The following is a 15,263-nucleotide window of genomic DNA, read 5'->3' as shown; positions in this document are numbered from 1 at the left end:
GATGTCATCAAATGCCTTGCCGACTGTCGTCGGCCAGCGCAGACCCACGTGGGCCGCACAAAGCAACCCTGCAAGACTAGCGGGCCGGACCTCGAAGTTCCAAACCGGGTATCCCGGTCGACCCGCCGAGCACAGCCCGATGCGCGGCCCGTCCGAGTTCAGCGTAGTCCGGTCGGTAGCTGCCGCTAACCTGGCGTGCGTGCTCGGCGGGCGGGTACGCAGAACGGGGAGCGAGGTGGCGGTGGCGCACGTGCGGGAGTCTCTCGACGGCCCCGATCTGCTGGTCTGGGCCCGCGGTTGCCGCACCGATCTGGAGCTACGTCGCGCGGAGATCGACGCGCTCAACGTGTTCCCCATCGCCGACGCCGACACCGGGACCAATCTGCTCGCCACCATGCGAGCCGCCGTCGCGACGGCGGAGCGCGCGGTGCTCGACGGGCCGGACCCCACCTCGCACTCGGTCGCCCAGGCCTTGGCCCGCGGTGCGACGACGGGTGCGCGCGGAAACTCGGGCATCATCCTGTCGCAGGTGTTGCGGGGGATCGCGGAGGCCGTTGTCGCCGGCCCGCTGACCGGCGTGCGGTTGCAGGAGGCGTTGCTACGGTCGGCGGTGCTGGTGCGCACGGGTCTGAGCGCCCCGGTCGAGGGCACCATCCTCACGGTTCTCGACCGCGCCGCCGCCGCTGCCGCCGAGGTCACCGAGCCTTCCCTGGCCGAGGTGGCCCGCGCCGCCGCCGAGGGGGCCGCGCGGGCGCTGAGCCGGACGCCGACGCAGTTGGGGGTGCTGCGCGCGGCGGGAGTCGTCGACGCGGGGGCGCGCGGCCTGCTGGTGTTGCTCGACTGCCTCGTGGCCGAAATCTGCGGTGAGGTGCCCGCGCGAGTCCGGTACACGCGGGGCCAGCGGGCGGACCACGGCCCGCATCGCCGGCCGGATGACGTCGACGGAGCCACCCGGGTCAGCCCGCATCCTCGGCCCGATGACGTCGACGGCGTCACCCGGGTCGCCCCGATCTCCGGTGACATCGATCACGACCGTCGATACGAGGGCGCCGCGACGGCCGTTCCCGACGGTGGCGAGCGTCGGCTTCCCGACACCCGCGACGACCACGAGCACCGTGATCGCGACGCCGACCCGCACTTCGAGGTCATGTACGTGATCTCGGGCACCGACGAGACCGCGGCGGGTGGGCTGCGGGACCGGCTCGCCGTGCTCGGCGATTCGGTGGTCGTGGTCGGCGACGGTGACAGCACCTGGTCTGCCCACGTGCACTGCCGCGACGCGGGGGCGGCGATCGAGGCCGGTCTGGCCGTGGGCACCGTGACGAGCATCCGGATCGAGAGCTTCGCGGTGACCGCACCCCACAACGACCGCCACGAGGCCGGTATCGACGGGTTCGCCACGCGGCAGGGTGCAGACAACGCCGCGCAGCGTTCGAGCGGTGCCGGTGACGGCCTGCCGCGTGCCGCGGACAGCGGCGTCGTGTCCGCGACCGCCGACGCTCCGACCGGGCCCCCCTTCGGAGATCGCGAAGGTCTCGCCGACCGCGGCGTCCTCGCGGTGGCCGCGGGCGCTGCCGCCGCCCGGCTGTTCGAAGATGCCGGGGCGGTGGTGTTACGCGGGGATCGGCAGGTCGATTCGAGCGCTCTGCTCACCGCCATCCGGCGGATGCCCCATCGTGAGGTGCTCGTGTTGCCCAACGGCGCCCTGCCCGCGCAGGAACTCGTCGCCGTCGGTGTGGCCGCGCGTGACGGTTCGCGTGATGTGCTGTTGCTGCCGAGCGCGTCGATGGTGCAGGGCCTGGCGGCGCTGGCGGTGCACGATCGCGGCCGGATCGCGGTGGATGACGCCTTCGCGATGTCGGAGGCGGCGGCGACCATGCGGTGGGGTGCGCTGCGCGCGGCCCGGGTACGGGCTCTGACCATGGTCGGAATGTGTTCTCCCGGTGATGGACTCGGTCTCGTCGGTCAGGATGTGGTGGTGATCGACCCCGACGTGGTCGGCGCGGGCCGGATCCTGCTCGACCGAATGCTCGGTCTCGGTGGGGAATTGGTGACACTGCTGATGGGCGCCGATACGGGGGCCGAACTGGCACAGGTGCTCGCCGACCATGTGACGGCCGGCTTCCCCGGTGTCGAGGTAGTCGTGTATTCCGGTGGACAGCAAGCGGATCTGGTGCAGATAGGGGTCGAGTAGATGGCGACGTTGAGTGACCGGCTCGACCACGTGCTGGGTGTCAAGGCGGCCGACCGGCTGACCGAGGCGTTCGACATGACCACCGTCGAGGACCTGCTGCGCCACTATCCGGTGCGCTACGCCACCCAGGGCCAGCCCCTCACCGAGGAGGAGCCGGAGGAGGGCGCGCACATCACCGTCATCGGCCGCATCACGAAAACCGAACTGCGCCCGATGAAGAACCGGCGCGGCTCCCTGTTGAAAGTGCAGCTCGATACCGGCGCCCAGCGTCCACTGGAAGCCACCTTCTTCAACGGCGACAAAGTGCGCTATCTGGTGAAAGAGGGTGTGCGAGCGATGATGTCGGGCACCGTGCACTGGTGGCGTCCCGACCGCTGGAATCTCTCGCATCCCGACTACCTGATCCTGCCCGACACGGCGGAATCCGGTGTGGCCGAACTCACCTCGGTACGCGGCAGCGGCGCGCTGCGCGGTCTGGCCCAGAGCGCGAAAGGCGCGGGCGGAGTGGATGCCTCGTTCTTCGAACGCGAATTCGTGCCCGTGTATCCGGCGACCGCGAAGGTGCAGAGCTGGGACCTGCTCGCCTGCATCCGCCAGGTGCTCGACCAGCTCGACCCCATCGAGGACCCGCTGCCCGCCGACCTGCGCGAGGAACGTCACCTGCTCGCGCTCGCCGAAGCGCTGCGCCTGATCCACCTTCCCGAGCACAAGCTGGATATCGAGAAGGCAAGGGACAGACTTCGTTTCGACGAGGCGCTCGCCCTGCAGCTCGTGCTGGCCGAACGTCGCCACGAGGTCGAGGGCCGCACCGCCCCCGCCTGCCCGCCCGTGGCCGAGGGCATCGCCGCCACCTTCGATCAGCGGTTGCCGTTCGAGCTCACCGAAGGCCAGCAGCAGGTGCTCGCGGAAATCTCCGACGATCTGTCGCGTACCCGCCCGATGCACCGCCTGCTCCAGGGCGAGGTGGGTTCGGGCAAGACGATCGTGGCACTGAACGCCATGCTCCAGGTGGTGGACTCGCACCGCCAGTGTGCCCTGCTGGCGCCCACCGAAGTCCTTGCCGCCCAGCACTATCGGTCGCTGCGGGCCATGCTCGGTGATCTCGGCAACGCGGGCGAACTGGGCGCCGCGGAGAACTCGACCAAGGTCGTGCTGCTCACCGGATCGATGTCCACCGCCGCGAAAAAGGCCGCGCTGCTGGACGCGATGACCGGCGAGGCGGGCATCGTCATCGGCACCCACGCGCTGATCCAGGATGCCGTCGAGTTCTACGATCTCGGCCTCGTGGTGGTCGACGAACAACACCGCTTCGGTGTCGAGCAGCGAGATGCGTTGCGCGCCAAGGCGAAAGACGGCATCAGTCCGCATCTGCTGGTGATGACCGCCACCCCGATTCCGCGCACCATCGCGATGACCACCCTCGGCGACCTCGAAACCTCTACCCTCACCCAGCTGCCCAAGGGTCGCTCGCCGATCGTGTCGAAAGTCGTTCCGCGCAAACTGCACCCGGGGTGGGTGGATCGCGCGTGGGAGCGCATCGTCGAAGAGGTCGGCCAGGGCAGACAGGCCTATGTCGTGTGCTCGCGCATCGGCGAGGACCCCGACGCACCACCGGCGAAGGGCAAGAAGGCCGACAAGGAAGGGCCGACCACCGCCGCCGCGGTCGAGATGTACGAGACGCTGGGCGCGGGGCCGCTCGCCGGGGTGCGGGTCGGCCTGCTGCACGGCAGGCTGCCCTCCGATGAGAAAGACCACGTGATGCGCCAGTTCAACGACGGCGCCATCGATGTACTGGTCTGCACCACGGTGGTCGAGGTCGGCGTCGACGTGCCCAACGCGACCGTCATGGTGATCGTCGACGCCGACCGGTTCGGCGTGAGTCAGCTGCACCAGCTGCGTGGCCGGATCGGGCGCGGCAAACATCCCGGCTTGTGCCTGCTGGTCACCGATGCCGCGCCGGGCGGCACGGCGATGGCGCGGCTGGAGGCGGTGGCGGCGACCACCGACGGCTTCGAGCTCTCCGTGCTCGACCTACGGCAGCGTCGCGAAGGTGACGTCCTCGGCTCGGCGCAGTCCGGTACCGCCCGGTCGCTGCGGTTGCTCTCCTTGCTCGACGACCTCGAGGTGATCACCGCCGCACAGGAACTCGCCCGACAGGTCGTCGCCGAGGACCCGGGTCTGGTGAAGCACCCAGGCTTGGCGGGCATGATGCACGCCGCCGTCGACGGCGAACGCATCGAATACCTCGCCAAGTCCTGAGACCCGCGCGGTGTCAGCGAGGCACGCGCGGGTACGGCAGGTCGGTGCTGGTGTGTTCGGTCACGGCCAACGATCGCCCGATCTGCGGGAACGCGCGTTGCGGGCAGGACGGACGCTCGCACACCTTGCATCCGGCCCCGATCGGCACCGCCACGTGCGGGTCTTCCAACTGCAGCCCCTGTGAGTACACCAGCCGGTCGGCGTATTCGATATCGCAGCCGAGCCCGATGACGAAGTTCTTCGACGCCGCCCCGAACCCCTGCGCTGCGGCGGGAGTGGTGCGGGCGATCCACAGATACCGGCGCCCGTCGGGCATCTCCGAGACCTGGGTGAGGATGCGACCGGGATGCGCGAACGCCTCGTGGGTGACCCACAGTGGGCAACTGCCACCCACCCGGGAGAAGTGGAACGCGGTGGCGGACTGGCGCTTCGAGATATTGCCCGCCCGATCGGTGCGCACCAGGAAGAACGGCACCCCGCGCTGACCCTGTCGTTGCAGCGTGCTGAGCCGGTGGCAGACCGTCTCGAACCCGACCTCGAACCGCAGCGCGAGCAGGTCGACGTCGTAGCGCAATTCCTCGGCCGACCGGAGAAACCGGCCGTAGGGCAGGATCAGCGCGCCGGCGAAGTAGTTGGCCAGCCCGACCCGGGCCAACGTACGGGATTCGCCGGTGAGCGCCCGGGATTCGGCCAGGACGTTGTCGATCTCGCGGCCGTAGAGCAACAGGCCGAGCGTGGTCGCGATCTGGAAGGCGCGCTGCCCCGGCCGCAGTCTCCTGGCCAGGGTGAGGGTGCGGGTATCGGGGTCGTAGTGGCGTTTCGGGATGGCGGGGTCGGCGCCGTCGCCGCGCACCAGCACGGTGACGCCCGCGCGTTCCTCGGCGATCCGGGCCAGCTGACGATCCAGCGAGCCGATGCTCAGACCGGATTCCTCGAACAGTTGCTCGGCGGCGTGGTCGAGGGGGGAGATGTGGTTGCGGTGGTCGTAGAAGAAATCGCGCACGTCCTCATACGGCATGGGGGTGCCCGGCGCGCCCGCCGGGGTGTCGACGCGCGAGGACAGCAGGTCGAGCTGGTCGGTCGCCGCGCGCAGCCGCCGGTGCATCGCGATCACGATGCGCGCGACCTCGGGCAGCCGGGTCGCCAGTTCCTCGACCTCGGTGATCGGGGCGGTGTCGCCGCCGCCCGCGGCTTCCACCAGTACCTCGTGTAGGTCCGAGACCAGCCGCGCGTCGGAGTCGGCGGCGAAGAACTGCACGTCGAGATCGAAGGTCGAGTTGAGTTTCAGCAGAACGGGAATGGTCAGGGGACGCTGATCACGCTCGAGCTGATTGAGATAGCTGGGTGAGAGGTCCAGCGACTTCGCGAGCGCTGCCTGGGTCATCCGCCGTTCTTCGCGCAGCCTTCGTAGTCTGGCCCCCGCGTACATCTTCCGCACGTCGCAGATCCTAACGCGCTGGGTTCGCAATGTTTGCTGAAAGCGGCGAATGACCCGGGAAATGTCCAGTCCTGCAAGGGATTTTACCTGTACGTACCCGTGCGTAACATGCGAAGTCGTGGCCGGGACAGGGGCGTGCTCGTATGCGGCGACGAAAGTTCGTCGCCGAGGGAGTCCGCGCGTTCCCTGTGTGGTTGCCGGGGGAACAACCATAGCGCTTCGGCATCGCCGATTCCATGGGGATCATCGGTTCGTGATGAGCAGAACCACCGCCCCGGACGGAGAATCTCCCTTCGGGGCAGTGGCCTGCGGGTCTCACCGCCGAGGCGGTGGGCTTTCCTCGGTCAGCGCAGGGCGGCGGCAGCCGTCACCAGATTCCGAAGCGACTCCTCGACCTCCACCGGTCCGCGGGTTTTCAGGCCGCAGTCGGGGTTCACCCAGAGACGCTCGGCCGGAACCGCTTTCAGCGCGGCGGACAACGAGGTCGTGATCTCCTCCACCGACGGGACGCGCGGTGAGTGGATGTCGTAGACGCCCGGACCGACGCCCAGCGCGAAACCGGCCGCGTTCAGATCGTCGAGGACCTCCATGTGCGAGCGCGCCGCCTCGATCGAGGTGACATCGGCGTCCAGCCCCGCGATCGCGGAGATGACCTCGCCGAACTCCGAGTAGCACAGGTGCGTGTGCACCTGGGTGGTGTCGGCGACACCCGCGGTGGCGAGGCGGAACGAGTCCACCGACCACCGCAGGTAGGCAGGCTGTTCGGCCGCACGCAGCGGCAGCAGCTCGCGCAGGGCGGGCTCGTCGACCTGGATGATCCGTGCGCCGCCGGCTTCCAGGTCGACCGTCTCGTCCCGGATGGCGAGCGCGACCTGACGGGCCGAGTCGCCCAGCGGCTGGTCGTCTCGGACGAACGACCACGCCAGAATGGTCACCGGGCCGGTGAGCATGCCCTTGACCGGCTTGGTGGTCAGCGACTGGGCGTAGCCGATCCACGACAGTGTCATCGCCTCGGGCCGGGTGACGTCGCCGAACAGGATCGGCGGACGCACGCAACGGGTGCCGTAGCTCTGTACCCAACCCGCCTCGGTGACGGCGAAACCATCGAGCAGCTCGGCGAAGTACTGCACCATGTCGTTGCGCTCGGGTTCCCCGTGCACCAGCACGTCGAGGCCGAGCTTTTCCTGCAGGGCGATCACGTCGGCGATCTCGGCCCGCATCCGCCGCTCGTACTCGGCCTGGTCGATCTCGCCCTTGCGCAGCGCGGCGCGGGCCAGCCGGATGGTCGAGGTCTGCGGGTAGGAGCCGATGGTGGTGGTCGGCAGCACGGGCAGGTCGAGATGATCGCGTTGCAGGACGCGACGCTCGTCGGCGGGGGAGCGGGTCAGATCGTTCTCGTCGAGCGCGGCCAACCGGCTCCGGACCCGGTCGTTGTGCAGGCGCGGGTCGGTCCGGCGGGAGTCGGCCGCGGCGCGGGCCGCGGCCAGCTCGTCGGCGACGGCGTCGACGCCCGCGGTGAGGGCGGTGGCCAGGACGCGCACCTCGCCGACCTTCTCGGCGCCGAAGGCCAGCCACGAGCGCAGCCGCTCGTCCAGCCCGGTCTCCGGGGTCAGCGAGTACGGCACGTGCAGCAGCGAGCACGAACTCGACACCGCCACCGATTCGGCGCTACCGAGCAGGGTGACCAGTGTGCCCAGCGCCGCGTCGAGATCGGCGCGCCAGACATTGCGCCCGTCGACCACGCCCGCCACCACCAGTTTGCGGGCCAGGGCGGGCAGCGCCGCGACATCGGTACCCGCGGTGAGATCGACGGCGACACCCTCGATCTCGGTGTCGGCCAGCACCGCCAGGGCGGCATCGGGGTGCCCGAAGTAGGTGGCGACCAGGATCGCGGGCCGGTGCTGCGCGGCCGACAGCGCACTGTAGGTCCGACCGACCAGGGCGAGCTCTGCCTCGGTCAGGTCGGTGACCAGCACGGGCTCATCGAGCTGGACCCACTGCGCGCCCGCGTCCGCCAGCTGGGCGAGCAGGTCGAGGTACAGCGGCAGCAGTTCGGGCAGCCGCTCCAGCGCGGCGTTGTCGGCGGCCTTGGCCAGCTTCAAGAAGGTGATCGGACCGATCACCACCGGCCGCGCGGGGACCCCGAGCTCGATCGCCTCACCGAGTTCGGTCAGCAGTTTGCCCGGGTGCAGGGAAAACGCGGTGTCGGTGTCGATTTCGGGCACCAGGTAGTGGTAGTTGGTGTCGAACCACTTGGTCATCTCCAGCGGAGCGACCGTGTCGGTGCCACGCGCGGCGGCGAAATAGCGGTCGAGCGGATCGGCGATCCCGGCCACGCGCGGCGGCAGCGCGCCGAGCAGTTCCGCGGTGTCGAGCATCTGGTCGTAATAGGAGAAGGTGCCCACCGGCACCGAATCCAGTCCGGCCGCCGCGAGTTCGGTGAGCTGGGCGCGACGGAGTTCACGGCCGACCGCGTGCAGGTGCGCGGCGTCGGCACGGCCTGCCCAGTAGGACTCGGTGGCGCGCTTGAGTTCCCGGTTCGGGCCCACGCGCGGTAGGCCGAGAACCGTGGCGGTGAAGGGGGTGTGCGAAACAGTCACGGAGATTCTCCAGTGTCGTGCGGGAGAGCCGTCGCCTTTCGCGGGCACACGCCACACCGCCGACGAAGTCGCGAAAAGCCCGACCTGTCGGCATCGGTGGTCCGCGCGCCCGATCCACGAGGCGGTGGCCGCCGGATACGGCGTATCCGGCACAGTCGGCAGGTCTTCGGACTCGCGGGCACCGGTCGTGTGATCGACCGACCTACTGGCCGTCGCTTCCCAGGCCTGCGGCCCAGTGCTGATGACGGCGGTCGTTCCCGCTCACCGCTGCGGGACAGTCCCGGATTCTCACCGGGTTCCCTCTCACCCGGTGCGGAACATGATCCGCACCCAGGTTTCGACGCCCACGCGGGAGGTCGGGGCTCCGACTCTTCCACCGCGTACGCGAACCAGCTGCCGGCTCAGCATAGGCCCTCAGCGGGGACAGGGGGCACCGCCCTGCCCTGAACACAGCCGTGACCTGCGGTTGCGCCGCCGTTGTGCGCGCGCACGCGCCGGTGCTGCCCGCGGTGATATGTGACGGCCCGATGAACGCAACTTCGCAGGTAGGCGGGTGTGCGGTGTGAAGATTGCTGCGAAGCCACCTTGCGTGCCGGACCACGGCCGGTGGCCGGGTACCGTAGGCCAATGTTCTCGAAAGTCTTGGTCGCAAATCGTGGTGAGATCGCTATCCGTGCCTTCCGGGCGGCTTACGAACTCGGCATCGGAACTGTCGCGGTGTTTCCGTACGAGGATCGCAATTCCGTCCATCGCCTGAAGGCTGCCGAGTCCTATCAGATCGGCGAAGAGGGTCATCCCGTTCGCGCGTATCTGTCGATCGAGGCGATCATCGACGCGGCGGTGGCCGCCGGCGCCGACGCGATCTACCCGGGGTACGGCTTCCTGTCGGAGAACCCCGACCTCGCCGCGGCCTGTGCCGCCGCTGGCATCACCTTCATCGGCCCCACCGCCGAGATCCTCGAGATGGCGGGCAACAAGGCCACCGCCATCGCGGCGGCGAAGGCGGCCGGACTGCCGACGCTGAAGTCCAGCGCGCCCTCGGCCGATATCGACGAATTGCTCACCGCCTCGGCCGAACTCGACTACCCGATCTTCGTCAAGGCCGTCGCCGGTGGCGGTGGCCGTGGCATGCGCCGGGTCGCCGCGCCCGAGCAGTTACGCGAGTCGATCGAAGCCGCGTCGCGCGAAGCGGAATCGGCGTTCGGCGATCCGACGGTGTTCCTCGAGCAGGCGGTGGTGAACCCACGCCATATCGAGGTGCAGATCCTGGCCGACCAGCACGGCAACGTCATGCACCTGTTCGAGCGGGACTGTTCGCTGCAGCGTCGTCACCAGAAGGTGATCGAGCTCGCACCGGCCCCGAACCTGTCGCCCGAACTGCGCGAGCGCATCTGCGCCGACGCGGTGGCCTTCGCCCGCCAGATCGGCTACATCAACGCCGGCACCGTGGAGTTCCTCCTCGATGAGCGCGGCAACCACGTGTTCATCGAGATGAACCCGCGCATCCAGGTGGAGCACACGGTCACCGAGGAGATCACCGACGTCGACCTGGTGCAGTCGCAGCTGCGCATCGCGTCGGGCGAATCCCTCGCCGACCTGGGCCTGAGTCAGGAGACGGTGCAGATTCGCGGCGCCGCCCTGCAGTGCCGCATCACCACCGAGGACCCGGCCAACGGCTTCCGCCCCGACACCGGCCGGATCACCGCCTACCGCACCCCCGGCGGCGCGGGCATCCGCCTCGACGGCGGCGCGAACCTCGGCGCCGAGATCGGCGCCTACTTCGACTCGATGCTGGTGAAGCTCACCTGTCGTGGTCGTGACCTGCCCGCCGCCGCCGCGCGCGCCCAACGCGCGCTGGCCGAATTCCGGATCCGCGGCGTCACGACCAACATCCCGTTCCTGCTGTCGGTGCTCGACGACCCCGATTTCCAGGCGGGCCGGGTGACCACCTCGTTCATCGACGAGCGTCCCGAACTGCTCACCTCGCGTGGGTCGGCCGACCGTGGCACCAAGATCCTGACCTACCTGGCCGACGTCACCGTCAACAAGCCCAACGGCGACCGCCCGACCACCGTGTACCCCTACGACAAGTTGCCCGAGGTGGACCTCACGGTCGCGCCGCCGGCCGGTTCGCGTCAGCGGCTGCTCGCGCTCGGACCCGACGGTTTCGCGAAGGCGCTGCGCGAGCAGAAGGCGCTCGGCGTCACCGACACCACCTTCCGCGACGCGCACCAGTCGCTGCTGGCCACGCGCGTGCGCACCAACGGTCTGCTCGGGGTGGCGGGTCATGTCGCGCGGCTGACCCCCGAACTCCTCTCGATCGAAGCCTGGGGCGGTGCGACTTACGATGTGGCACTGCGGTTCCTGCACGAGGACCCGTGGGAGCGCCTGGCCGCGTTGCGTGAAGCCGTGCCCAACATCTGCCTGCAGATGCTGCTGCGCGGTCGCAACACCGTCGGCTACACGCCCTATCCCGAACAGGTCACGCGCGCTTTCGTTTCCGAGGCCGCCACCACCGGCATCGACATCTTCCGCATCTTCGACGCGCTCAACAACGTGGACCAGATGCGCCCGGCGATCGACGCGGTGCGCGAAACCGGTACCGCCATCGCCGAAGTCGCGCTCAGCTACACCGGCGACCTGCTCGACCCGAACGAGTCGCTCTACACCCTCGACTACTACCTGAAGCTGGCCGAACAGATCGTCGACGCGGGCGCGCACGTGCTCGCGATCAAGGACATGGCCGGTCTGCTGCGCGCCCCCGCCGCCGCGAAACTCGTGACCGCACTGCGCAACAACTTCGACCTGCCGGTGCACGTGCACACCCACGACACCCCCGGCGGTCAGCTGGCCACCTACCTGGCGGCGTGGCAGGCCGGGGCCGACGCGGTCGACGGCGCGTCCGCGGCCATGGCGGGCACCACGTCGCAGCCCGCGCTGTCGGCGATCGTGGCCGCGACCGCGCACACCGATCGCGACACCGGTCTGAACCTGCGCAACGTGTGCGATCTCGAGCCGTACTGGGAGGCGCTGCGCAAGGTCTACGCGCCGTTCGAGTCGGGTCTGCCCGCGCCGACCGGTCGGGTGTACACCCACGAGATCCCGGGTGGTCAGCTGTCGAATCTGCGTCAGCAGGCGATCGCGTTGGGCCTGGGCGACAGGTTCGAAGAGGTCGAGGCCAAATACGCGGCCGCCGACCGGCTGCTGGGTCGCCTGATCAAGGTGACGCCGTCGTCGAAGGTCGTCGGCGACCTGGCACTCGCCCTGGTCGGCACCGGTGTCGAGATCGACGACTTCGCCACCGATCCGGGCCGCTACGACATCCCCGATTCGGTGATCGGCTTCCTGCGCGGCGAGCTCGGCACCCCGGCGGGCGGCTGGCCGGAGCCGTTCCGCAGCAAGGCGCTGGCCGGGCGCAACGAACCCAAGCCGGAGACTCCGCTGAGCCCCGCCGATCAGAAGGCACTCGACGGCACGTCCGACGAGCGTCGCGCCACCCTGAACCGGCTGCTGTTCCCCGGCCCGACCGCCGAGTTCATCACCCATCGCGAGAAGTACGGCGACACCACCGGGCTGTCGGAGAACCAGTTCTTCTACGGCCTGCGCCGCGGTGAGGAGCACCGCGTGCAGCTCGAGAAGGGCGTCACCCTGCTCATCGGGCTGGAGGCGATCTCCGAGCCCGACGAGAAGGGCATGCGCACGGTGATGTGCATCATGAACGGGCAGTTGCGCCCGGTCGCGGTGCGTGACCGCTCCGTCGCCTCCGAGGTGCCCGCGGCAGAGAAGGCCGACAAGAACAACGCCGGTCACATCGCGGCGCCGTTCGCCGGTGTGGTCACGCTGGCGGTGTCGGAGGGCGAGGAGATCCACGCGGGCGACACAGTCGGCACGATCGAGGCGATGAAGATGGAAGCGGCCATCACCGCGCCGCGTGGTGGCATCGTCGGCCGGATCGCGACCGCGCAGGTGGCCCAGGTCGAGGGCGGCGACCTGCTGGTGGAACTGGTCGCACGCGAGTCGGAATGACCCGCATCGTCGCGGGTGTGGCGGGCGGGCGGCGCTTGAAGGTGCCGCCCGCCGGCACCCGGCCCACCTCCGATCGGGTGCGGGAAGCGCTGTTCAGCGCGATCGACGCCCGCCTCGATCTGGACGGGACGCTGGTTCTCGACCTGTACGCGGGCTCGGGTGCGCTGGGGCTGGAAGCGCTCTCGCGTGGGGCGCGGCGGGCGCTACTCGTCGAATCCGACCGCAAGGCGGGTGAGGTGGTGCGTGCCAATATCGCCGAGCTCGGTCTGCCCGGTGCCGAGCTGCGGCTCGGCAGTGTGTCCTCGGTGCTGAAGCAGGCCGCCCCGACGGCCTACGACGTGGTGTTCTCCGATCCGCCCTACGACGTGAGCACCGAGGACGTGATCGCCGACCTCGCCGCGCTGGCGCACAACGGCTGGCTCGCGCCGGACGCGCTGGTGGTGGTGGAACGGTCGAGCCGCTCGCCCGAGATCATCTGGCCCGCAGGCTATGTGGCGTTGAAGACACGCAAGTACGGGGAGACCAGGGTCGAACTCGCCGAGTTCGGTGCTAGCGTCTGAGGTATGGCTGCAGCTCTGTGCCCCGGCTCCTTCGACCCGGTCACCAACGGTCACCTCGACGTGTTCGCTCGCGCGGCCGCCCAGTTCGACGAGGTGATCATCACCGTCAACGTGAACCCCAAGAAGCAGGGCATGTTCACCGTCGAGGAGCGCATGGAACTGCTGCGCGAATCGGTCTCGCACCTGTCGAATGTGCGCGTGGCCTCCTGGCAGGGCCTCACGGTGGACTTCGCCAAGCAGGAGGGCATCAGCGCGATCATCAAGGGTCTGCGCGATGCGGGCGACTTCGGCTACGAACTCCAGATGGCTCAGATGAACCACAAACTGGCAGGCGTTGACACCTTCTTCATCGCCACCAACCCGTCGCTGAGCTTCCTGTCCAGTTCGCTGGTCAAGGAAGTGGCGGCCTACGGCGGCGATGTGAGCGACATGCTCCCGCCCGCGGTCCACAAGCGGCTGCTCGACCGCATCGCGGAACGCAACAAGTGATATCGCGAACGCCTCGCTAGTCCGGGGCGTTCGATCGAGCCCTGTCAGGCTCTGGGGGACGGCCCGACCTGCGCGACTGTGGCGGGTGTCGCGGATCTGAACAGACCACGCAGGGCGAGGAACCGCATGCCGCCGACCGCGGTGGTGATGGCGAGGATCGTCAGCGCCTGGGTGGTGTCACCGAGGGTGGGCGCCCAGAAGTCCAGTCCGGCCAAACACGCGGTCGTGATCGCCAGTCCGATCAGCGCGATCCCGCCCCCTTCCCACTGCGCGGTGAACCAGGTGACCCGGTCTGTGGCGTGGAAGGTGAGCTGACGGTGGAATTCGTTGGCGATGATCGTGCTCACCACCGATCCGGCCACATTGGCGACCAGTGGGCCGATGCCGTGCATCGCGAAGAACAGCAGCACATAGGCGATATTGCTCGATCCGCCGACGAGGGCGAAACGGAAGAGCTGGGGCAGCGCGCGGTCGCCGCGCAGGTAGGTGAGCCCATCCTCGAACCGCGGGCGCAGCGTGGGTGCGACTTCACTCGGCGTCGCCACGGGGAACGGACCGGTCCAGGGAGTGAACATGCCCGCGACGTGCGACACCGGACTCCGTGGGGTTTCCAGGAGGGTCATGTTCGACTCCGATCCCAAATGAACAGACGTCGAGGAGTACAACAGCGAAAAGGTTGTGGTGCTTCCCGGCGGACGGCGTTGTCGTGCTCACTGATGGTAGCCGAAGTGGAGGGCTGCACTCCACTTGATATTCATGCGATCTTGGACACTGTCGCGACACACCGCGACGACATTCGATTCAGCCGCCCGCGACGGGCACACTGGGCATCGGCGGTAGTGGGTTTCGCCGTGAGTCAGCAGGAGGGTAGTGAGCATGTATCGCGTATTCGAAGCACTCGACGAACTGGTCGCCATCGTCGAAGAGGCGCGTGGCATCCCGCCGACTCGCAGTTGCATCGTGCCGCGAGGCGATGTCCTCGAACTGCTCGACGACGTCCGCGACGCGCTGCCCGGTGAACTCGACGACGCCCAGGATGTCCTCGACCATCGCGACAAGATCGTCGGCGATGCCCGCAGCGGCGCCGAGACGACGATCACCTCCGCCAACGAACAGGCCCACACCACCATCGAGTCCGCCCGCGCCGAGGCAGATCGCATCCTCGCCGACGCCAAGGATCACGCCGACCGGATGGTCGCCGAGGCCACCGCCCACGCCGACCGCCTGGTGACGTCCGCTCAGGCCGAGGCCGATCAGGTCGTCGCCGACGGTAACGCCGAATACGACGAGCTCACCGGGCGCGCCCAGATCGACGCCGACCGGGCCATCGAGGCGGGCAAGGCCTCCTATGAGCGTTCGGTCGCCGACGGCAAGGCCGAACAGGCCCGCCTCGTCGCGCAGACCGAGGTGGTGCGGGTCGCGCATGCCGAGTCCGCCCGCCTGATCGACGAGGCGCAGGCCGAGTCGGATCGGGTGCGCACCGAATGTGACGACTACGTCGACGAGCAGATGGCCGATTTCGGCAACCGGCTCGCGTCCATGGAGGAGACGCTCAACACCACCCGGCGCTCGATCACCCGCGGCCGCCAGCAGATGCGCGGCGCACCGGCCGCCGAATACTCGGAATACGCCGCCGAACGCAGGCGCTGAGCCGACGTGGCGCCGCCTGTCGGAGCCGTGCCCGCGTTTTGAGTTCG

Annotated in this window: 9 protein-coding genes and 1 riboswitch; of the genes, 6 read left to right on the top strand and 3 right to left on the bottom strand. The window is 69.0% G+C overall.

The annotated features are described in order from the left end of the window. Positions 1-250 precede the first annotated feature (250 nt). Positions 251-2,194, top strand: coding sequence for a DAK2 domain-containing protein (locus NA12_RS11085; protein ID WP_243654689.1), 1,944 nt, complete (start codon positions 251-253; stop codon positions 2,192-2,194). After that, positions 2,195-4,453 (top strand): ATP-dependent DNA helicase RecG, encoded by a 2,259-nt coding sequence (gene recG, locus NA12_RS11080; protein WP_067449048.1) that lies wholly within the window; start codon positions 2,195-2,197, stop codon positions 4,451-4,453. 13 nt (positions 4,454-4,466) lie between these two features. Here the strand turns inward: recG and NA12_RS11075 are convergent, their stop codons facing one another. After that, positions 4,467-5,891 carry a short-chain fatty acyl-CoA regulator family protein gene (locus tag NA12_RS11075; protein ID WP_174551072.1) on the bottom strand — a complete coding sequence of 475 codons (1,425 nt, stop codon included), beginning with the start codon at positions 5,889-5,891 and terminating at the stop codon, positions 4,467-4,469. A 344-nt stretch (positions 5,892-6,235) separates the two neighbouring features. After that, a complete protein-coding gene (metE, locus tag NA12_RS11070; RefSeq protein ID WP_174551071.1) occupies positions 6,236-8,491 on the bottom strand; it encodes a 5-methyltetrahydropteroyltriglutamate--homocysteine S-methyltransferase in 2,256 nt (751 codons plus the stop codon). Positions 8,492-8,631: 140 nt separating this feature from the next. Then, positions 8,632-8,817: riboswitch (cobalamin riboswitch) on the bottom strand. 301 nt (positions 8,818-9,118) lie between these two features. On the opposite strand from metE, the gene NA12_RS11065 reads away from it, so the two are divergent. From NA12_RS11065 to coaD, 3 genes are read left to right on the top strand one after another with little or no spacing between them, the layout of a single operon-like run. Further along, positions 9,119-12,517 (top strand): pyruvate carboxylase, encoded by a 3,399-nt coding sequence (locus NA12_RS11065; protein WP_067449046.1) that lies wholly within the window; start codon positions 9,119-9,121, stop codon positions 12,515-12,517. Then, entirely contained in the window at positions 12,514-13,077 is a 564-nt protein-coding gene (rsmD, locus tag NA12_RS11060; protein ID WP_067449044.1) for a 16S rRNA (guanine(966)-N(2))-methyltransferase RsmD, read from the top strand. The genes NA12_RS11065 and rsmD overlap by 4 nt, the downstream gene beginning before the upstream one ends. A gap of 3 nt (positions 13,078-13,080) precedes the next feature. Beyond that, positions 13,081-13,566: a pantetheine-phosphate adenylyltransferase gene (gene coaD, locus NA12_RS11055; protein ID WP_067449042.1), complete on the top strand. Its 486-nt coding sequence runs from the start codon at positions 13,081-13,083 to the stop codon at positions 13,564-13,566. A 44-nt stretch (positions 13,567-13,610) separates the two neighbouring features. On the opposite strand, the gene NA12_RS11050 is transcribed toward coaD, so the two are convergent. Continuing rightward, positions 13,611-14,189, bottom strand: coding sequence for a GtrA family protein (locus NA12_RS11050; RefSeq protein WP_067449040.1), 579 nt, complete (start codon positions 14,187-14,189; stop codon positions 13,611-13,613). 253 nt (positions 14,190-14,442) lie between these two features. Here NA12_RS11050 and NA12_RS11045 point away from each other — a divergent pair, with 253 nt between their 5' ends. Next, positions 14,443-15,216, top strand: coding sequence for a DivIVA domain-containing protein (locus tag NA12_RS11045; RefSeq protein ID WP_067449038.1), 774 nt, complete (start codon positions 14,443-14,445; stop codon positions 15,214-15,216). The last annotated feature ends 47 nt before the right edge of the window (positions 15,217-15,263 follow it).

It is taken from the genome of Nocardia alba NBRC 108234, assembly GCF_001612665.1.
Taxonomy (GTDB): domain Bacteria; phylum Actinomycetota; class Actinomycetes; order Mycobacteriales; family Mycobacteriaceae; genus Nocardia; species Nocardia alba.
The sequence above is the reverse complement of the archived record's forward strand: the minus strand, read 5'-3'. Positions and strand labels throughout refer to the sequence as shown.